The following is a 22,383-nucleotide window of genomic DNA, read 5'->3' as shown; positions in this document are numbered from 1 at the left end:
ACAATTTAGTTTTATATATTATTTCAGTTTTATATTCAGTTCAGTTATGCCCTTTTGGACTTTCAAACTAAGCATTTTTATCTGATCATTATATGTCCATTCACGCAGAACCTGGCCATTCGAAAGAACAGAAACCGGCTTTTTTATAATTGATAAAGACAATTTTCCTGCCTCTTCCGATTGAAGTTCCAGCGATGTTTCTATCGTTGAAATTGCAATAGCTACAGTAATTGAATTTGTTGATGCAACTGAAAGTCCATGGCCAATAAATGATCCTCCCTCAAAATAAACTTTAGTTAAAGATCCTGATCGGTCAAAAGATGCTGTAAACCGCTTTGCGTCAGTTTTAAAATCATTTACAATTCCATTTGCTACGGCACCATTTCTAAAAAACCCATAAGTTGACTCATTTCCATGATCAATTCTGGCCCCGATCCATCCATCAGCTTCAATTTTAGTAGTTACCGGTCTCGGAGAATAATTCCCGGAGGCAGGTTTTGCCTCAGGCAGTAAAACAGCGAAGAAGTTGGCTTCATTCAGATCAGGTTTGCTAACCAGCGTTAGAAAACTTTCTGCAAATTTTTTATCTGTTCTATCTCGTATACTTGCTGATCCAAGATCAGCAGCATATGAAAATAAAGCAAGGTTATCATTAGACCGCTCTGATATTCCAGAAGATATGATATCCATTGTTAGCCTTGCATTGGGCCTATCAATGGTAACACGATTATCTTTATAAGCTATAGAACGCTTATTCCCTTCATTTTGCGGAGCATGAAATAACCAATTATAGACATGCCCCCCGGATTTACTCTTTACCTGATCAAATAAAAATACGGGACCACTCTTTGTATATAGGAGCGTTCGTGAATATTTCTCCAGCTTATCTTTGTAAACCGAGCTAAGATCACTTTCCAAAGCATCAGCGATCTTTCCCGCAAAGGTATGAGTCATAGTTGGCCAGGTTTTAAGGGCTGCAATTCCATTATCATAATGAGCAGGAGCCTGACTTTCAGGATCATGATCAATCAGCATGGTATTATGGGCAATAGCCTGAACATCGTAGCTTAAAAATTCAAGGTTTGCATAATAGCCTAAAGCGCCTATTCCAGGATCTGTTAGTAATTCTTCGCCATTGGCCATGATCTGGAAGCTTCCCTGATCATAGTGAGCATGATTATTATTAGGACCAACCCGAGTAGTAATGATAGTGGAGGCATCATCCCATCCATTTCTCATAACCATACCCTGGGCAGAGAAAACTTTCGAGGGTACCAGGGATTCTCTTTTCAGAGGTATTATATCATCTCTGAACCATAAATACCCTAGATATCCTCCTTTACCTGATTCCCAGTAGGGTTTTACAAAATTATACAGATAGGGATTTTTCGTACGGTTGACAAACCACCAGGAATGAATCTGATCAAAGCCTGAATAGCTTCTTCCTCCATCTCCATAACTTTGAATGAGACCACTGGAATGCATTGCCTGGATGGGATATTTATAAAAATGCCGAACATTGGTAGTAGTTGAAAAATCTACACCGAAATTACGTTCAAATGTGGCAAGTATCTCAACAATATCTCTGGTTGCCATATCCATATAACCACTTTTTGGTTCAGCGTAGCTGCCATCCTCATAATAAGTACGATCGATGAATTCTTTGGATTTGGTAAGAATGCCTGAAAGGTAAGGCTCAAGAGTAGGATTAGCAGGATCATCACCATAAATTGCCGTTGCAGCCATTCCCATACCACCAACAATAACTGCAATATGATTGGTCTGGTTTGATGGCATACGATTCATTTCCACCATATCTCTGTGAAACATCTTCAGACCTTTTTCCATGATAGCATTTCGAACAAAAGACCGTTCTGAATCTGAAAGCAGATCATACAACATGTCATAGCCATAAGCAACCGGCTTAATGGTATACCCTACCGGATAGTAAGTCCAGAATTTGCGTTCCAGCATCCAGTTTGCATTCCACTTTTTGAAGGAGCATAACTTTAAAAGAGCTTTTTTTGCCTGTTCACCGGCCATTTTATCCCCAGTAAAAGCATATCGAAAACTACCTTCCTCTATCACAGTACCTAAGGTACTGTTAGGATTATTCCAAAGAGCATAATTGCTAAAACCTACTGAATTCATTGAATAAGGTCCGCCAACAAGATTTTCTGCCGTACGATCTATTCCCTCTTTGATGGCATCTACGTTAACCTTCATATAAGAAGTCTCTTCAAGTGCATGATCAAGAATACGTTTGGCCACCGGCGACTTTTCATTAGCAAGTCGATTTTTGAGTTCCTCATTACTGAAATATAAACGGGGATGAGCATTCACTTTATTTCCGGGCATTAAAAAACGGAAAGACTGACTGATGGTTGCACCCTGATCATCGATTCCTTTTAGTCTGATCTCCCATTGACCACGTTCATCCTTCTCTGAAAATTTATATATTGATTCATTTTGCCAATCATTTCCGCTGTGCGTAAAAGCAATATTATCTTTTACCATTTTCCCGCGACTATCAATCAGGCTGGCTTTAACTTGTTTAAGATTCAGATTACCCTCAGTTGAAGTTTTCAGGCTGATCACATCACCGAAAAAGTAATGCTTATTCAAAACAGAGACATTGAACATTTCGAAAACAGTAGCTTCAGGAACTAAAGGAACAAAACGGGTATCACGTTCACCATTGATCTGGAAATCATCCATTAAAATGGTATAGGTATACAAATAGTTTTTTATCTGATAGGTTCCCTCAACAGTGATCACTTGTATGTGTTCATCAGCATGAAGAGGTTGACCTTTATGGCTGAAGGAAGATAAAGGAAGATCAATTTCGATCCAGGTATTTGCCTGAGGTTTAGTGATCTTATGAAGGAAGCGGCGACCGTCGAAAGTTCCAAGTGATAATTCCAGCGACTCCGCATTTCGGTCGCTTTGAAAATAGATCGCTGCCTTAACACGTGTATCAGCAGTAGTAAAAAGATTAAGGCGCCTGGTAAATCCCTGATAAAGTTCATTAGTATCATGAGATTTCAATGGCCTTGCCAGCGCGTATTTACTATTTTTATAGGTTGGGGTTTTACTGGCAAAGTAAAGAGCATCAAAAGCTATATCCTGAGCATATGGATATGCTTCCCAGCCGAAAAGCTCACCAGTTTCGAAGTCGTTTTTCAAACTATAGGGAACCCTACTACCTGAATTCTGAGCATTTGCATAATTGTTAAAAATAAAACATACCAACACCCCAAAAATTGTCCAGTTCTTCATCCTTTTATTTCTTTTTAAGCTCCAGCAATTATTTTATCCATGCCGAAAGGCTAATTTTAATTTATTACGGGTACCTTACCATTACTAATCATAGTTTATGGTGAAATATTTTATTCCTGATAAATTATGACTTCCAGCTTCTTAAGCGATAACCTCTGAAAGCATAAAATACCAGGTATACATAACATGGAAATAATACCCAATAGGCCTCTCTGGCATTGAAAATATCGACAAAATATCCATAAACCATTGGCAATATGGCATTACCGACTAATCCCATAACCATTAATGAAGCTCCAATTTTGGTAAATCTGCCTAAGCCATCTAATGCAAGCGGCCAGATACCAGCCCAAACTAATGAGTTAGCCAAACCAAGCATCACGACGAACCATAATGAAATATCGGTTGTATGCCCTAAGAAAGTAACCTGGCCTTTAGCATAAATAATAAGAAATGTTAAAACAATACCCAAAATTGTACTTGCCCGAAGGGCTGTTAACTGACTGAAAAATTTAGGTATAAAAAAGATTCCGATAAAATAGGCGCAGATTTGTGCGGTAAGGGTGTAGGATGGAAACACCTTGGCTTCAATTAAGTTGAGGTTCATTGTACCTGCATAACTAATTACAGTGTCAATAGAAATAACCTGAGTTCCAACATGCAAGAAAATTGCAAATGCGCCTAATATCAAATGGGGAAACTGTGTAATACTTGTTTTTGATGAGTTAGCCTGTGCCAGTTCTTCACTTTCATGTTCGGTATCAATTTCAGGAAGAGGTGAAAAACGGATGAATAATCCAATTAGAAAAAGGAAGGTTCCGACGCAAGCATATGGAATTATTACTCGTTGAATAAGTTCATGAAATACAACATCTTTCTCTGCCTGCGACATCGAAGAGATATTGTCTAGCATTGCACTATCAGTTGCTTTGAAAATAACTGCAGCAAATAATAGTGGAGCCAGAATTCCAGCACCCTTATTACAAATGCCCATAATACTGAATCGCTGGGCTGCACGCTCTTTAGGTCCTAAAATGGTGATGTATGGGTTAGCTGCAGATTGAAGCAATGCGAGTCCAGCGCCTATTGAAAACAAGCCAAGTAAAAATAGCTCATAGGTCATTGTAATAGCTGCAGGCACAAACAAAAAGGCTCCGCATGACATAACCCAGAAGCCAATCATCATTCCTTTCTTAAATCCGATTTTTTTTAACAGAAAAGAAGCCGGGACTGAGAAAATAAAATATGAAATATAAAATGCAAAGGTTACCAGATAAGACTGAACATGCGAAAGTTCAAAGGATATCTTAAAATAGGGAATCAGAATTGCATTTATCCAGGAAGTAAATCCAAACATAAAAAACATAAATGCAATGATTATCATGCCGGTTATGGTGTCTCTCTGACTTAAAGAACCAGCTGTTACTGAAGTGTTTTTGCTCATGTTAAACTTTATTATGTAATCGGGTTATTGGATCTTGAATTAAGGGTTTATTTAGGGTTTATTTACAATTTCGATGCGCTATCTTCATCTATAAAAAGCACTGCATGATTATGTCGTCTAAGAATTGTTGAAGGATACAATTCACTGATATCACTACTTAGGGTATGAAAAATAGCATTTGCCTTAAATTTACCAGGCACAATTGCATAGGCAAAAGTTGATTTAAACAATGCTGGCATCGTGATCGTGAGCGCATGTGTAGGCACATCATCAATAGTTGCGAAGCATCCATCATTTACCTGCTGAGAACGACAGTCTTGATCAAGGTCAACAACCTTAACGATCAATGGATCATTAAAATCAGCCACATGCGGGTCATTAAATGCCAGATGAGTATTCTCTCCTATTCCAAGGCATACAATATCAGTAGGATATTTGATCAGCAGGTCAGAATAACGCTTGCATTCATCCTGAATATTGGCCGCATTACCATTCAAATAATGAACTTCACGGCAGTTAACCTTACTAAATAATCTATCCTTCAAGAAATTCCCGAAACCCTGTGAAGCATCTGGATGCAAGCCTACATATTCATCCATATGAAAGGCATTGATTCTGTTCCATTCAATATTTTTATGAAGCAATTCTGCTAAAAACTCGTTTTGTGAAGGAGCAGAAGCAAAAATGATATTGATGTATTCATTTGTTTTTAATAATTCAGAAATTTTTTCAGTAAGTATTTCGGCCGCGGCAGCACCTAATTCTGGTCGTCCACTATATATTTTTACGTTTAATTTTTCCTTATTAATCTCTCTCATGACTGCAAATATGTAATTTCTGTATTTTTATGAATTTTCTTTATTATAAATAACTCTTCCTTGAACAATGGTTGTACTGACATTGATGTTGCTATCGAAAATAACAATATCAGCATCTTTTCCAGAAATCAAGGATCCTTTAGATGCACCCAGACCTAAAATATTAGCGGGTGTCTGAGAAGCCATTTTAACCGCTTCGAGCAATGGAACATCAGCCATATTAATCATTGTTCTTATCAAACGATCGGTAGTAGCAACGCTTCCAGCAAAAGAAGAACGATCAGGAAGTTTAGCTACCCCATCTTCAATAATCACTTTTAATCCATTTTGTTTACTACCAATGATGCTATCTCCAGGAGGCATCCCGGCCGCACGAATAGCATCGGTGATTAGCGCAATACGATCGGGGCCTTTAATTTTGTAGATCAGTTTTAATAAGGGAGCTGGAAGATGCACTCCATCTGCGATGATTTCTACATCCATCTCATCAAGCAAATAGGCAGTTTCAATCACTCCGGCATATCTGAAACATGCTCTGCGTGAAACCCCTGACATAGCGGAATAAAAATGGGTGGCCAAGGTATAGCCCGCCTCAAATGCTAGTAATGCTTCTTCATAGATTGCATCGGTATGAGCCATGGCCACAAGAATACCTTTTGAGCGTAAATGGTTGCCAAATTCGATTGCACCTTTTAATTCTGGAGCTGCACTCCATCGTTTGATATCTGAAGAGCGTGAAAGAATATCCATATATTCTTTTGGATCAGGATTCCGGATATATCTAGGATCCTGAGCACCACGCTGGCTTAATGCAAAATATGGCCCTTCAAGGTGCATTCCTAAAAACTGAGCACCTTTTTTATTGTTTTTGTCTGCTTGTTTATAAATTTCAAGCGTATTATATAGTTCATCAAGCTCACTGGTCAAGGTAGTTGGCATCAGTGCCGTTGTTCCATACATGGCATGGGTTTCAGCGATCTTTAAAAATGCATCTTCAGAGCCATCCATGAAATCATGACCACCACCTCCATGAACGTGAATATCAATAAACCCGGGAGAAATATAGTTCCCCTTAGCATCAATCTCTACTGCATCCTGAACTTCGATATCACCCTCAGCAACTTCAAGAATCTTTCCACCCTGAACTAATACTGTACCACTGAATGCCCTATAAGGAGTTAAAATCTTACCGTTGTGTATTTTGAGGATTTGTTCCATATTATTTCTAGTCTTTTATTCTATTTTCAAAAAAACACCTAAGCGTAATTTTAGTAAATTTTAATTATGTTTTAAATTAATGTCAAAAATAATACCCAAGACATTCCAATGCTGGGCATTTTAATAGGTACTCTATTTTTTGATAATTAGGGGGACCGTACCCCCTGCTATTTTCAAAGTCAACATTTTTGATAGTTCATCATAGGTCCAGTCAGAAATTGTTAGGCCATTTGACTGAACTATTGAAGGTTTTCCTGAAAGAAGTACTTTGATAGTACATCCCCGTGCTGACTTTATTTCGGCATCGATACCTGAATTAGTAAGCGCTATGGTTCCTCTTACACTTTGATCTGCTGTAAATGAAAGACCATTACCTGAAATTGAGGTTCCTTCAAAATAAATTTTATTTAATACGTCAAACTTATCATATGATGCTGTAAATCTCTTGGCATCTGTTTTAAAACCTGCTGCAGTACCATTTTCTGATCCTATATGAAAGAAACCAATGTCAGACCCAGAAGTATGAACCATTTTAGCACCAATCCATCCTGGCGCATCTAAACGCGTGGTTACTGGTGCCAATCTGGCGCTGCCCGATTCTGATTTAGATTCAGGCAGAATAACGGCAAGAAAATTTACATGTTCAAGGGCTGGTTTGCTTGTTAAATCAAGGAATGACTCGTAGAATACTTTTCCTACACCTTTATCATAAATTTTTGAAGCCGCGATCACTGGGCTAACCACATCCATGGTGAGTTTTGCTTTTGGACGATCGATGATCATTCGCCCATTAGAATAACTAATTGCTGTTTCATTGTTTTCGCCGGGTGGAGCGTGAAATATCCAATCGTACACATGGCCAGCAGGGGTTTTACTTTTAACCTCATCGAATAAAAATATTGGTCCAGACTTTGTTGAAAGTATTGTGCGAGCGTATTTTTCAAGTTTACCTTTGTAAACCGTACTAAGTTCACTTTCAATTCCATCAGCGTCTTTGCCATTAAATAAATGCAATACTTTAGGCCAATCACGCAGTGCTTTTATCCCATTGTCGTAGTGAGCAGGTGTTTGGCTTTCTGGATCATGGTCAACCAGCATTACATTATGAGCATTTGCCTGTACATGATAACTTAAGAATTCAAGGTTAGCATAATAACCTAGCGGACCATAAGCCGGATCAGTTAAAAGAGTTTCTCCATTCTTCATGATCTGGAAACTACCCTGATCATAGTGATAATGATTAGCATTTGGCCCAACACGAGTGCTTAATACTGTTGAGGTGTCATCCCAACCCGAACGCATCACCATTCCCTGTGCAGCAAAAAATTTAGATGGCGGTAATGTTTCTCTTGAAATTGGAGTAATATCATCTCTATACCAATAATAACTTAAATACCCACCTTTCCCAGCTTCCCAGAAAGGTTTAACATAGGAATAAAGGATAGGATTTTTGATCCGGTTAACTAACCACCAAGAATGAATCTGTCCACCAATATCAACCTTTGAACCTTTTGCACCACCACCATCACCGTAGTCTTGCATCAATCCATTCGAATAGCTTGCCTGAATGAGGTATTTATAGAAATGCTGAAAATTGGTAGTAGTCGTATAATCAACACCAAAATTTCGCTCAAGAGCTGGCAATAGTTCACCCATATCCCTGCTTGCCATATTCATATAACCACTTTTTGGCTCACCATAACTTCCGTCTTCATAATAAGTTCGGTCAATAAAGGTTTTAGTTTTTGTCAATATTCCTGATATATAAGGTTCCAGGTTAGGATTTGTTGGATCATCGCCATAGATGGCAGTAGCCGCTAAACCCATACCACCTGCAAGTACAGCAATGTGATTGGTTTGATTAGAAGGCATTCTGTTCATCTCAACCATATCACGATGAAACATTTTCAGTCCCTTGTCCATGATTGCTTTTCTTACAAAGGCTCTTTCTGAATCTGTAAGCAAATCGTAAAGCATATCATATCCATAGGCAACAGGTTTAATGGTGTATCCAACAGGGTAATAGGTCCAGAATTTACGTTCAAGCATCCAATCTGCATTCCATTTTTTAAACGAGCAAAGTTTCAAAAGAGCTTTTTTAGCTTGTTCACCTGCAGCACGATCGCCTGTAAATGCATATTGGAAACTTCCTTCTTCAATCACATTTCCAAGAGCAGCATTAGGATTATTCCATACTGCATATGAATTTTCACCAACAGAAGTTCTGGCATGAGGACCACCAACCAATGCTTCAGCAGTATAGTCTTTACCTTCTGCAATTGCATCAACATCAACTTTCATGAATTTTTTATCGTTTAACGCGTGGTCTAGTATTCCTTTTGCAACCGGCGATTTTTCATTGGCTAGACGCTTCTTCAACTCTTCAGCTGAAAAATATAATCGTGGATGTCCATTCACCTGTTTTCCCGGCATTAGAAAGCGAAAAGACCAATTAAACTCAGAATTTTGATCTGTTATACCATTTAATCTGATCTCCCACTGCCCGCGTAGATCTTTTTCAGTTAATTTATAAATAGCATTATTAACCCATTCATTTCCACTTCGAGTGAATAATACATTTTCTTTTATCACTTTACCTTTACTGTCAAGAAGTGTTCCTTTAACCTGTTTTAAATTAACATTACCTTCTGGAGCAACCTTTAAACTGATATTATCTCCATAAAAGAAGTGTTTATTTAAAATTGAAATATCAAACATATTCAGATTTGTAGAAACTGGATTAAGGGCAATGAATTGCCTGTCTCGTTCAGCATTGATACTAAAATCATCCATTAATATTGTATAGGTAAACAGGTAATTTACAATTGGATAAGAACCTTTTAATGTAATTACCTGAATATGCTCACCCGCTTTCAGAGACTCTCCTTTGAACATAAAACTAGAAATAGGAATATCCAATTCTAGCCAAGAATTAGCCTTGGGATTAGTGATTTTATGCATATAACGCTTGCCATCAAAAGTTCCTAATGAAAGTTCCAAAGATTCAGCATTGCGATCACTCTGAAAATAAACTGCAGCTTTTACACGGGTATCTTCAAGGGTATAGATGTTTAGTCGTTTAGTAAAACCCTGATACAGTTCATTGGTATCATGAGCTTTAAACGGACGAGCTAGGGCATATTTACTATCCTTGTAAGTTGGGGTCTTACTCGCAAAATATAAAGCGTCAAAAGCTATATCTTGCGCATAGGGGTAGGTCTCCCAACCGAACAGCTCACCGGTTTCAAAATCATTGAAAAGAGTATACGGAATCCGACTACCTTGACTTTGAGCTTTTGCCAAATTAAGTAAAAGGCAAAGGGTTAAAACGTAAATTAAAAGCTGTTTTTTCATAATTATATTATTTTGGAAAATTCTTTCTTAATATTAAAGTATCAATTAATATAACTTATTTAAATATTTGATTATTAACATTTTATATAGTGTATTAACTATAGGTTAATTGCATTACAGGCCTATAATCTCGCTCAATTGCTCCAAAAACAAAGAAAAATCAATAGTCAGATTTCTTAACCAATTCATGTACTATTTTGCTAATCTGATCTTCTACTCCTTCTTTATATTGTGCCCTATGTCCATATTCCAACATGCCTGTTGTACCTTCGTAACCACCTTCTTTTAATACTCTTTCACTAGGAATATAACTAAGCAGATTATTATTGTAACCAAATACCCAGGTATCATTCCATCCATACCTACCTTTAAATTTTAATGAATAGTCTACAACTGTTTCACCGGTAAGTGCTATTAAAATAAATTCTTTACCAAAACGCCAAACCTGCACTGGATACTTCACTTTGTCTGGAGGTGATCCAAAAGATTTATACTGACTGATTTGGTGTTCAATTTCTCTTTTTTCCATACCACTAAGACTCGGTAATTTCTCCTGAAGTTCTGTAAGAGATAATCCTTCCTTAAGCTTAAGCTCTGTCTCTCCCATTACTGCTCGAATTGGCCCCGACAATACATTCATAGGTAATGCAATAACTTGTTTTACAGACTCAGCTAGAATACTCCCATACATCAAAGCAAGCGTTGATGCCTGTTCGTCATTTCCTCGAATACGTGGCAATGGATTTGCATCGCCTCCGCAATTCTGAATAAATAGTGCAATTGCACCTGGGAAAGATTTTTCAAGCTCCAACTGTGCAAATCCTGCATAATCGCCACTGATAGTTAGTCCGCCTAATGCGGTTGTATGACATGAATAACCGAAAAGAATTGCTTTTATTTGGCCTTCAAACTTAACAGTAATAACCGGCACATCTTGGTCAACTTGCCCACCAAAAGAACGGGTTTCGGAACCACGAGACCTACGACGGTTTACTGCAATACCCGCCAGCCCTTGTTCAAAATGCAATTCTGCTGGTTTCATGTTAGTCAAAGCCTGTTCGATTACTTCATTATACTTTGAATATACTAAGGCTGTATATCGATCCTTAACGGCGGCCTCATTAGGAGTAAATTCATAATATAACCATAAAACATCTTCAGTAACCGGACAAGAATGATTATGAGAAGTATTTAAGATAAGATTTTCTCTTTTTAGTTTGTATCTTTTGATGGCATTGCCTGCAATGATGTTAACCATTTTTTCACTCAGCCCTACAAGATCTGCAGTTACAATAACATGAACTTCGTTAGTTTCATCACGCAATGCTAGAGCCTTAATCCAGATTGGGTGCAACACATTTTCAGACATACGGGTTTTGCCACCATAGCCAGCCAATGGAACAGACTCTTGAGGAGTAATATCAACCTTAGCAACCCCAGCATGCCAGCTTGAAAAAACCGGCCCATTAAACAAAAGACTGGCAATAATAAAACTCATTAAATACAATTTCATGTTTTCCGTGTATTCAGATTAGATTTCTTACTGCTAAACATTCATAAACTAATCATTTTCTAAAGGGTACCGGAATATTATACTCAGGCATATTTTTTAAGCATGGCTCAACAACTTGGTAAGCATTTTGACCAAGGATCCGTTTCTTGCTTTCTAATGTTAAATTAGAGAATACCAACCAGCCTAATTGTTGACGTGGATCTCGCATAGGAAGGTCAGAACCGTATAATAAGCGGTCATCACCTAATGCATCTACCATGTACTCAATAACCCCTAAAGGCACCGGAGTTAAAGTAAGTTCAGCAAACACATTCTTGTGTTTCTTCATTACAGCAATTGCCATATCAGCCATTTTGTAGCTTCCACCTGCATGTGCAATAACCCAGCGAACATTCTGATATTTTGATGCTAGCTTTTCAACTTCCAAGAGGTCAGACCTTGATGGATGAATCAAGGCATATAGACCATGTTTATTTCCATATTCCCACCAAATATCATAGGCCGGATTATGATACTCCATTCCATAGAAGTGGTAAGGCTTCATTCCAATGATACGTTTATCAGCATAAACTTCAGGAATCATTACAGCAAGCTCTTCCTGGGTATAATGTGTTGGGCTAAAGGTTACCAGACCCCAATATCCTTTCGGGGATACATCTAATGCTTCTTTCACCAATTTGTTTCCTTGAACAGAATCATTACTTACAACCCCATTCCAGCTCATGAATCCGCCTCCAACAGCTCCCAATTTTTCCATCATAGAGAAAATACCTTTAGGACCACCATTTTCCATATGATAACCTGTACCACCTGCACCGTTAATACCTTCATGGAGCATGTGCATGTGCATATCAATAACGGGTACAGGCAGTGGTTTTCCTTTTCGGACAGCAGTCATCAGAATATCTTCAGATCTGTTGGTATGAACCTTTTTAGGACCTTGACCACCTAAGAGCCGCATCAAATTACCACCCGCTATTTTAGCTTTAGCTTGTTCAGGAATACTGGCATAATCAATATAAGTACGATGTGCTCCTGCCGACATTGTAGGACAGTCAGTGGCAAAAATAAGTTGATTTATATAGCCTTTTTTATAAAGAAATTCCAAGCCTTCATTGATCTGCATCCTGTCAAAACTGAGATGGAAATTAGGATGATCTTTTAACAATCCGATGGCATAACGCTGTTCTCCCCAGCTGATGCCAGAAACCAATAGTGGAATTGATCTGTATTGTTTTAGAAAAGCATTAAGTTCCTTCCAGCCACCAATTTCAGAAACCGTTGTAATGGTGAAAATTTTATGGTCATTCAGGTGCTTCATCAACTCCTGGCTTGATTCTGCACTCCAATCCCAACCATTTGAAAGCGGGTGAATGGTTACAGCACGAACCTGATTCTGATCCATTTTAACTTTTAATTCTTTAGGGGGCAGACACTCATTGGTATGATGAGGAAGCACATTCCATATCCCAAATAAATTGGGATAGGGCTTCAGCATGGTGCTTAATTCCAGATTGGAATACATGGCATCATAACTGAGCGATAAGGTGGAAGCTACTAGAGCTCCAGAAATAGAACAATGATCAAGTTCTTTTGTCAGATCTTCCAATTTCCACTTTTCAGCAGGGTGTTTGTACTTTCTGGGGCCAATCCTGGCAAAAGCATCAAAAAACAATAGATCATTATTCTGAGGACTTAGAAATTCTGTCGTATTTGCAAGTACACTACCGGAAGCAGCCGATAAAACTGATGTTCCTAAAATGGCAATTGAATTCTTTTTTATGAATTCGCGTCTTGATTTTTGCATCTTAAAGCGTAATAATTTACAGATTAAATAACTATTTTAACTTAGTTTCAAACTTATGTACAGTGATAATAGGAGGATTATTATATATAAGTGCCTCATCATCAACGTATTTTATAAATTCTTTTTCATTTTTATTAATATCGCCAAAACTCCATGCTCCTAGAATCATATATTCATAGCTTAGATCAGAAGTTACTGGCATTTTAAATAAATGATTACCACCGTAATTTTTGATTGCCTGATATTGGGGCATATATTTATCCCGAATGATCATTCCTATTCCCTGCCATGGCACTGTTAACACATCATCGCCTATATCTTCATCTGGAATACGAGCTTCAATATTTTTCCCCATCGAGATGGCAATACCTTTTTTATTCACTGAAGTATATTCACTCATAATCTGTCTGATACCGGCACCAAATTTCACATCAGCATTGGGGGGCAGAAACTTATTAAACTTAGTTTCCACAGTACTCCAACTTTTACCAGCAATGGCCGTATAATATTGCTCAAGTTCGTAATAGCCTTTTCCTGAGTTCCAGTTGGTTGTATTAACTTTGATCATACTTCTTAGAGGCCCGTTATAGACTACATCATACGTATAACGTGTATCATCAAAAGGACCTTTATTTTTAAACGGCGAATGATAAGCTCGGGCTGGATTCTCCATATCGGCAGGATTCTCAAAAAGGCACATGCCACCAGCTCCGAATGTGCTAGCAACGGTCATGATATCAGTTCCCATTTCCCATGGCATATAATACCCAGATTTGTTGGTAGAATACTCGTAATAAGCGGTGAGCATTGGCGATCTTTTTCCATGTAGATCTACTTCATGGGGGTACCATAATTTCCATCCCATGTTCTTAGATTCCCATAAAGGCACGGTGTGGCGGCCATAGTTAGCTATAGCTGCATGAACTTGATGTTCATACATCCCTCGTTCGTAATGATCAATATAGATGTAAAAGTCTCTCGACTCTTTAGCCTTAAGATCGGTCATGAAAAATAGTTCATCCCAAATACCATCCTTATCTTTATCATCAACCTGAAGCTCAACATAATGACCATTAGTTTCTTTCCTTCTTACATATCCACTATTTGCTTTGAGCTGTTCAACAGTTGGCTCAGGATCTGATGGAAGTGCCGGATCAACTATTCCAATCCAGCGTTCAGGAATATTCTGAAAAGGCAAGCTTTTACGTGAAACAACCACACTACTACCCTTTACTGGAACATTTAGGGGGTTAGTTACTGTGATCATGATGCGTCTAGTTGGTGCATAATCCTTTCCTTCGGTGTACCAACCAGCAGTTGATTGTCCGTTTGCGATAAGCGCAGCGAAAAAAATCATGGAAAATACCACTAGATTTCTAGTTATTGTCAACATCTTAAGTTCAATAATTAATGTTTATTTATAGTTAATTTAATCGATTCACTTATTGCGTAAAACCTGATTGCTGCGTTAAAAACTGATTTAAAAGAAAAAACATTTAGTAAAATTTATTCTTATATCATTTCTTTGGCTAAACTTTAATTACTCCAAAGCAAAAATATAGACCAAGCTTTTTGTTCAGTTGCACGATTGCTTTGGTAATTTACGTTTACGTACCCGAAAAAGAAAAAAACACACTATTTATTTTTCAACACCCTTATTTAAAAGACAAAAATTCAAATAATAAGTATTTTTATTCTCACAATTATTTTTGAGTCTTTAAATTTCCTGCAATAGCATTTAAATCATACACAATCTTGCCATCTCTTATGGTCAATTCACATTCAAACTTCTGTTTGCCCCAATATTTATTTCCTGCAACATCTCTAAAACCGAAATTTCCATTACGCATGCTTATAATCGCAATATCAGCTACTGAACCTTCAGAGAGATTGCCAAGTTCTTCTCTCTTGATTACCTGAGCGGGTGTCCAGGTACTTGCTTTGATGAGTTCAGGGATGTTCATACCCATAGAAAGAAAAATAGATAAAACGTTCATTTGGTCTTTCATGGCGCCATTTACACTGCCCTGATGAAGATCAGTGCCCATCGTATTTGGATAAAATCCTGCCTTTAAGGCAGGCAAAGCTTGATTAAAATTGAAACTACCACCGCCAAAGCCTACATCGAATATAATTCCCTTTTTCTGAGCTTCTAGAACAAATGGTTTTAACTTGCGGGTTTTTAAATCTACAATTGGATCAACCACTCCCCTTGAAGATTGAATAAAGGTGTGGGTATAAATATCTCCAGGGCGAAGATATTTTGTAAAGAGCTCTTGAATTGAAAAATACAGACTGTTCAGATCAATCATGACAGGCATATTGGCAAATTTTCCGGCATCTACCCCACGCTGAACCGGGGTCCATTCTGAACCTGTAAAATGGGCAACTTTAAACCCCACGATATCTTTTTTATGAGCAAGGGCAGTGTCTGCAGTTCTTCGTGCATCCATATCACTCACATTTTGCTCATAATTTTCTATTCCTCTCATTCCCTCTCCAACAATATTTAGCAAAGACAATACTCTGGTTTTTGAAACATCAATGATATTTTTTTTGAATGTCCCAAATGATCTCCAACCGGCACCTCCGGCATCAACCACTGTAGTAACTCCGGAGCGGAACGTAGATTGATCAGGAAGTACGGCAACTGTACCTCCACTCAAATAACTATCCGGATCAAAACCATAAAAAACATGGGCATGAATATCAATCAGCCCGGGAGTAACGTACATACCCTTTGCATAAATAACCTGCTGAGCCATTAACGTATCAATATTCCTTGCTACACGAACAATCTTATTATTCTGAATTGCAATATCCATCACTTCATCAATGCTATTTTTTGCATCGATTACGTGCCCTCCCTTAATCAACAAGCGGTAAGGAAATTGTGCCTGAACAGCAACAGAGAAAGATATCAAAACAGAAAAGAAAAATAATTTTTTGAGGCTCATATAAATACGCTAGGTCTTAAACTGATGCTTTAATTAATTCTTCAGTAAATCTTTTGGCCACAATCTTTTCCTCGCCGGTTTGCATCATCCAAACAGACAGTATCATGGCATCATTAATGCTTTTTGGGGCTTCAATAGAGGGCTCACCATTTCTAAGATTAAGAGTCATTTCTTTGGTGCTTAGCTTTATTAGCGACTGGTCCCAGGATATTCTCAAGGTAGGAGTTACATTGGCTATTGGCGGGACAAAAATTTCAGCTTGAACACCTTTCACTTTTTTTACTGCATTTAAAATAACATGTGCACGATCTTCCCACATTTGCCATTCCTTACCTTGATCAAGATTAATAAAGCGATCTAATGCGGCATACATACCAAAAACCTCCTCTTTATTAACCTTCATTCCGCGACCAATATTGTTTCCTCCCGGAGGAGCACTCAGACGGGCGGCTGCAATAATTTCTTTTCTTCCCATCAAAATTCCGGCACTCTGCGGACCACGGATAGCCTTCCCTCCAGAAACACAAACCACGTCATAGCCCATATCATTAAATTTCCAAAGATTCTCAACAGGCGGAACATCTGCGGCAATATCAACCATTGCAGGAATTTTATGTTTTTTTGATATAGAAAGCCACTCATCATGTCCTATTTTGCCCCATGGTGCTGCTTCATTGTAGAACCAGGTCATAGCAGTTTTAGAATTGATAGCCTTCTCGAATTCTTCTGCGGTTTCAACGAAAATTCGCTTTATTCCGGTATTGCTTAAAGCATGGTCATAAGAACCACTATGTGTTTTCTGCAAAATCACTTCATTCCGTTCAAAATCAGTAACATCCGGTAATTTAGCCACTTTGATTTTGTCCATTCCGGTGAGGATTCCGGCCGTTCCCAACACCAAGGCTGACCAGCAACCTGAAGTAACCATGGCAGCTTCAGCATGACACATGGCTGCGATCTTTTCGCCAACTTTGTCTTGTAGGTCATTATACAAAACATATTTTCTTGAAGCCCCATTTATGGCTTCAAGCACCTCATCGGCCATTAAAGAAGCAGTATGGGTGGTATAAACACCATAGGCATTTATAAATGTTCTCAAACCTAATTCCTTAATCAAATCTCTCTTAACAATAGAGCTTGCAGCACTTGCAGAATTTAATGGAACAGCCGTTAAACCGCCTGCCAAGGGTGCCACAGATAAATATTTAATCAGTTCTCTACGTTTCATGATGACATTTTATTAAGAGGCTCTAATTTTTTGAAAGTAAGGATGCAGAAGATTTATCCAGAAAGAATAAACAATTAGCATGAGTCTGTAAAATACTCGCAGGGTCATTATTACTTACCTTATTCTCCAAAGTGTTTTTAACAGCCTCCGCTTTCCTGCTATCCGGTACAGAACAAATAATCATTTTTGATTTGCAGATCTGTTTGATTGACATGCTTATTGCCTTTTTTGGAACTTCTGCCAATGAAGGAAACCATCCTTCATTAAACTGTTGCAAACGGCATTTTTCATCCAGATCTACAACAATGTAAGGTGAGAGTGTATCAAAATCAGCAGGGGGGTCATTAAAAGCTAGATGCCCATTTTCGCCAATTCCAACTAATGCCACATCGATCGGGTGTTCTGTGATAATCTGATTTAAACGCTTACATTCTACTTCAGGATCTGTTTCACCATTAACCAAATAACTGGCTTTGAGCGGACTTACCAAATTCAAAAAACGTTCTTTCAGGTATTTTCTGAAACTTGCAGGTGCTGTTTCAGGAAGGCCGATATATTCATCAAGATGAAACATCACCACCTTTGACCAATCTATTGTAGTATCTTCAACTAGGTTTCTTAATGTTTCAAACTGACTTGCACCAGTAGCAAGAATAACATTAGCCTGTCCTTTGTCTTTAATTGCATTAATTATTCCCTCTACAGCAGCAGCTGCAGACACTTTTCCTAATTCGACAGGATTATCGGTTATTTTAATATTCATAAATTATTAATTATTAATCAATTGCTATGTTGCTCAGCTCAATTTCAATTACCCTAGCGCTTATTTACGTGCAGTTACCGTGATCTCAATTCTTGCAGGGCCAATCAAACTTTTAATTCCCATAATAGAACGTGTAGGACGTGGCTCATCAAAATAGGTGCGATAAACAACATTCATACGCTCAAAAAGCTCCATATCTGTCAGGTATACCTGAACAGAAACAACATCGTTATAATCCATGTCTGCTTCCTTTAAAATCACACCGATCTTATCTAATACCTGCTTAACTTCAGTCTCAAACTCTTCAGGAATAACACCGGTCTTCGGATCTTCACCGCTAAATCCGGCTACATAAAGTGTGCCATCAACCAGAATTCCGGGCGTGAAAGGCAATCCACGATTATATCCTTCTGGCATAATATTTTTACGTTCAGAGCTAACATTTTTTGATTCAGTTGTCAAATTGCCTACGCAGGAAGTTAATCCAAAAACGAGCAAAGAACCTATTAAGATGGTTGATTTCATTTTTTATGTTTGATTTATGTTATGTTAAACTAATGTACTAATAAAAACACTAAGCCTTTGTTGTGAATAAGGAAGCATTATGGCTTTGTTACATTTCTTAATTTACTAACTTCAAGAGCACTCACTGCACTGGCCTTATTACCAAAACTCTGTCGTATATAGGTTGATATGGATGCAATTGCATGATCATCTAGTATTTTGGAGTGGGCAGGCATTAAGCCTTGCCAGGATTGCCCATTCACCTTAATTTCGCCTTCAAGGCCATTTAGAATGGTATTGATTAGCCTGGTTTTATCTCCTATCACCCAATCTGATCCGGCAAGCGGAGGAAATCTGCTATCGTCTCCTTTACCATTACTTTGATGGCAATTTGCACAATACGTAGTATATAAAATACTCCCAGCTAACCGATCTCCCCGCTGCAAATTATCTTTTACAACATCTGGTGTTTTAATATAAGACCTCTGCTCACGAAGCTCCATCTTTGCCAGCTGCGCGTCACCAAATTTGTTCTTATCTCCTTTATACATAACCCTCCAAATCTTTCCTTTGTTTGATTCTGAAATGTATAATGAGCCATCCGGACCGGTTGAAAGCCCCATAGGCCTATAAACTGCATCACTCGTATTCACAACTGTATCAACACCGGTAAAACCATCTGCAAAGACCTCCATTTTACCATTGGGTTGCCCATTTTCAAATGGGACAAAGCAAACAATATAACCGGCCTGTGGATAAGGCGAGCGATCGGTAGAACCATGAAAAGCAACGAAAGCACCCTTTTTATACCGATCTGGAAACTGGTTACCCTGATAAAACAACACATCCATTGGTGCCCAGTGTCCAGGAAAACCGATAACCGGCACATCAAAATTGGCTGCTCTACCAATTACTTTACCATCGCCACCATATCCAGGCTGTAGCATATTTTTTTTCAGTAACTGATCATAATAAGCATAAGGCCATCCAAAATCTGAACCCTCAGTAACTTTTAGTAAGGGTTCAGAAGGAAGAACAGCGGCTTGCCACGCCGTATATAGGTTTGGGTAAAGGGTACGGAAATTATCAATTCCATTCATTACGGCATACAATTGGTCATCCGTATTGTTCCATGCCATACCTACCACACTGCGGATACCCGTAGCAAATTTATATCCATCCTTTTGTGTTTGACCAATTTTATTGGCATCAAAACGCCAAATACCGGCATGATTAATTCGTTCAGGCGAAGGATCTAAACCTTTACCACCCGGAATTCCGGTTGGTCCGTATTTAGACATATCCTGTCCGGCATCAGATGGTGAACCAAAAGGAACATACATAAATCCCTTTTTATCGAAGGCCAGTGGTTTGGTGGTATGCCAGTTTTTTGCAACATTTGGGTCAAGATCGGTAAGCATAACCTCTGTTTTACTGTCGGGAACCAATTGCCCATTACTTAATTTATTTCTTAATACCTGATTTACAGTACTTGTATAGAGATAACCATTGTGAATGGTCACTCCAACAGCAGAGCTGCCAACATCCGTATAATCTCCAAAATACACGATCGAATCTGCCCGTCCATCTTTATTGATATCACGTAAAGCTACCGTACCTCCAGACCCCTTCATAGCCCGGTTATACGTCAACTTCACATAGATGTCGCCATTATTATTCACTGCAAGGTGCCTAGCCTTGCCAATACTGTCAACCACTACCAGCGCCTCAAAATTATCAGGCAAAAATAAGCCTCCATTATCTGCTGAAGCTTTAGGTAAAGTAGTAGATATCTTTGAACAGGAATAAATCAAAATCATAATCAAGGCCAGAACAAGATAGAAACTACTGAACCGAGTCTTTATAATTGCTGAAATAGTTCGATAAAAAATCATTCGATATATCTGTTTTAATATGTTGAGCTCTGAAAACTATCTGCTCAGATACTTTATTAATAAACTCATATTCTTCTCATATTCTCTGGTTGAAATATAGAGTTGCTCTGTAGCGTCAACTATACCTTTACCATTTTCATCACTCAATTTAGCTGTATTCATTTCCTTACCATCTGCTGAAATAGAATAAGGTCTACTTATCTGAATATGCTTTACTAGCCAGCGGTCCTGATCAAGCGATTTAATAACCGAATTAATTACTGATTCATTTGGGATAGTTCCAATTGCTGAACCTATTAGTAATTGTTGTTGAGGTAAACCTTCTACTTTACTCACCTTTAAGGGCGAATTTTTAACAGCTTCATCAGCAGCAAGTGAACTGACTCTTTTATACTCATCTTTCAGAAACTGAATATTTATAGTGGCTTTACCTCCATAATGGGCTAAAAGATTTTTGTCGTCGTAATCAACCCAATAATGACCCTCGCTCACACCATTACCTTTTCGATGTGCATAAAGCCCCTTATTGGTTCCAATTTCAATAAATGTTGCATGGGTACGTGTTCCTCCTTCACTTTTATCTGGAGGCAGCACGGTACTTTCAAGCCATTTTATCGCATCCGGAATGCGGGCAAGGAATTTTCTATCACCCGTTAACTGATAGTATTTTAACAATAGTAAGGTATTGGTATATGTAAATCCGGGCATTAATGAAGCTGGCTCATAACTACGGGCATAGGTGGGCTCAAGTTCCATATTGTATTGCTGCCCCCATCCTGCCTGCGGATTTCCTTGCTGAGTAATCAGGTAAAAATTCATGCCCCTTCTAATTGGATCCAGAAAACGCTCTTCTCCGAGTGTAGCATAACACTGAATAAGAAAATCAATATTTCCAGAGATTACCTCATCGTTGAACGTGTAAAAAGAGGTATAATCTTCTTTCCCATTTTTGGGATGGTTGTTTTTTAAGGGATATCGCTGAGGCCATCCTCCAAGAGGATATTGACTATCAATAATTAGCTGAATTGCTTTATCCAAAGCAGGTTTATAGGTAATATCCAATTTTTGCAGATAGATCCTCAACAGAAAATTTGCTGGCCCTGAGGTATTGGAATCATCAAAAGTGGTATTGTTATAGTAATAATAATATTCTTCAAAACCCCATGCATTTTTACCTATTGTATTATACCATTGTTTTAAAGAACGATCGCCGGCAAAGTCGATCATGTAATTCCATCCACCCTCAGGACGCTGCCCCCAGATCAGTGCAGCGGCAACTTTCTTAGCAGCTTGATAGTAATATTCATCTCCCGTTGCCTTATAGGCATCCAGAAAAATATTTCCCATACTCACTGTTCCTGGATCCTGAACCCATATTTGAGTCTGATATCCTTCAAGTTCTCCCCAACGACGCGAAAAATCTGGCAAATAATGGGCAACATATCCACCATTAGTACTTGCCTTTTCAACCATAAATTGAGTAGCTCGGAGCATGGCAGAGCGAACATCCTCATTCAGATTTTTAGGCTGTGCAAAACTATTTAGAGCTAGCAATAATGAAAGCGAGACACTACCAACAATAGACTTAAAAGTTACCATAATA

The 22,383-nt window shown here is 38.3% G+C and carries 14 protein-coding genes; all 14 read right to left on the bottom strand.

Going from position 1 to position 22,383, the window contains the following annotated elements; all coding sequences use genetic code 11:
- Positions 1–18: 18 nt before the first annotated feature.
- The gene (locus ACIQZ6_RS02035) at positions 19–3,279 is read right to left on the bottom strand and encodes a DUF4962 domain-containing protein (RefSeq protein ID WP_395807693.1); all 3,261 of its coding nucleotides are present in this window, start codon (positions 3,277–3,279) and stop codon (positions 19–21) included.
- Positions 3,280–3,403: 124 nt separating this feature from the next.
- Positions 3,404–4,723, bottom strand: a complete 1,320-nt coding sequence (locus ACIQZ6_RS02030; RefSeq protein ID WP_395807692.1) for a sugar MFS transporter — start codon at positions 4,721–4,723, stop codon at positions 3,404–3,406.
- Positions 4,724–4,785: 62 nt separating this feature from the next.
- Entirely contained in the window at positions 4,786–5,541 is a 756-nt protein-coding gene (locus tag ACIQZ6_RS02025; protein ID WP_395807690.1) for a glucosamine-6-phosphate deaminase, read from the bottom strand.
- Positions 5,542–5,568: 27 nt separating this feature from the next.
- Positions 5,569–6,759, bottom strand: coding sequence for an N-acetylglucosamine-6-phosphate deacetylase (gene nagA / locus ACIQZ6_RS02020; protein WP_395807688.1), 1,191 nt, complete (start codon positions 6,757–6,759; stop codon positions 5,569–5,571).
- A 132-nt stretch (positions 6,760–6,891) separates the two neighbouring features.
- Entirely contained in the window at positions 6,892–10,113 is a 3,222-nt protein-coding gene (locus tag ACIQZ6_RS02015) for a DUF4962 domain-containing protein (protein WP_395807687.1), read from the bottom strand.
- A 160-nt stretch (positions 10,114–10,273) separates the two neighbouring features.
- Positions 10,274–11,611 carry a neutral/alkaline non-lysosomal ceramidase N-terminal domain-containing protein gene (locus ACIQZ6_RS02010; protein WP_395807685.1) on the bottom strand — a complete coding sequence of 446 codons (1,338 nt, stop codon included), beginning with the start codon at positions 11,609–11,611 and terminating at the stop codon, positions 10,274–10,276.
- Between the two features lie 67 nt (positions 11,612–11,678).
- Positions 11,679–13,433: an amidohydrolase family protein gene (locus ACIQZ6_RS02005; RefSeq protein WP_395807683.1), complete on the bottom strand. Its 1,755-nt coding sequence runs from the start codon at positions 13,431–13,433 to the stop codon at positions 11,679–11,681.
- Positions 13,434–13,464: 31 nt separating this feature from the next.
- Positions 13,465–14,790 carry a DUF4861 family protein gene (locus ACIQZ6_RS02000; protein WP_395807681.1) on the bottom strand — a complete coding sequence of 442 codons (1,326 nt, stop codon included), beginning with the start codon at positions 14,788–14,790 and terminating at the stop codon, positions 13,465–13,467.
- Between the two features lie 346 nt (positions 14,791–15,136).
- Positions 15,137–16,390 carry an amidohydrolase/deacetylase family metallohydrolase gene (locus ACIQZ6_RS01995; protein ID WP_395807679.1) on the bottom strand — a complete coding sequence of 418 codons (1,254 nt, stop codon included), beginning with the start codon at positions 16,388–16,390 and terminating at the stop codon, positions 15,137–15,139.
- Positions 16,391–16,406: 16 nt separating this feature from the next.
- On the bottom strand, positions 16,407–17,618 hold the full coding sequence (locus ACIQZ6_RS01990; protein ID WP_395807677.1) for a selenocysteine synthase: 1,212 nt from the start codon (positions 17,616–17,618) through the stop codon (positions 16,407–16,409).
- Positions 17,619–17,640: 22 nt separating this feature from the next.
- On the bottom strand, positions 17,641–18,381 hold the full coding sequence (locus tag ACIQZ6_RS01985) for a glucosamine-6-phosphate deaminase (RefSeq protein WP_395807675.1): 741 nt from the start codon (positions 18,379–18,381) through the stop codon (positions 17,641–17,643).
- A 60-nt stretch (positions 18,382–18,441) separates the two neighbouring features.
- Positions 18,442–18,906 (bottom strand): RidA family protein, encoded by a 465-nt coding sequence (locus tag ACIQZ6_RS01980; protein WP_395807673.1) that lies wholly within the window; start codon positions 18,904–18,906, stop codon positions 18,442–18,444.
- A gap of 77 nt (positions 18,907–18,983) precedes the next feature.
- Positions 18,984–20,780 carry a c-type cytochrome gene (locus tag ACIQZ6_RS01975; RefSeq protein WP_395807671.1) on the bottom strand — a complete coding sequence of 599 codons (1,797 nt, stop codon included), beginning with the start codon at positions 20,778–20,780 and terminating at the stop codon, positions 18,984–18,986.
- A gap of 36 nt (positions 20,781–20,816) precedes the next feature.
- The gene (locus ACIQZ6_RS01970; RefSeq protein WP_395807669.1) at positions 20,817–22,379 is read right to left on the bottom strand and encodes a pectate lyase; all 1,563 of its coding nucleotides are present in this window, start codon (positions 22,377–22,379) and stop codon (positions 20,817–20,819) included.
- Between the last annotated feature and the right edge of the window lie 4 nt (positions 22,380–22,383).

Origin of the sequence: Daejeonella sp. (assembly GCF_044348475.1) — a bacterium.
GTDB lineage: Bacteria > Bacteroidota > Bacteroidia > Sphingobacteriales > Sphingobacteriaceae > Daejeonella.
The sequence above is the reverse complement of the archived record's forward strand: the minus strand, read 5'-3'. Positions and strand labels throughout refer to the sequence as shown.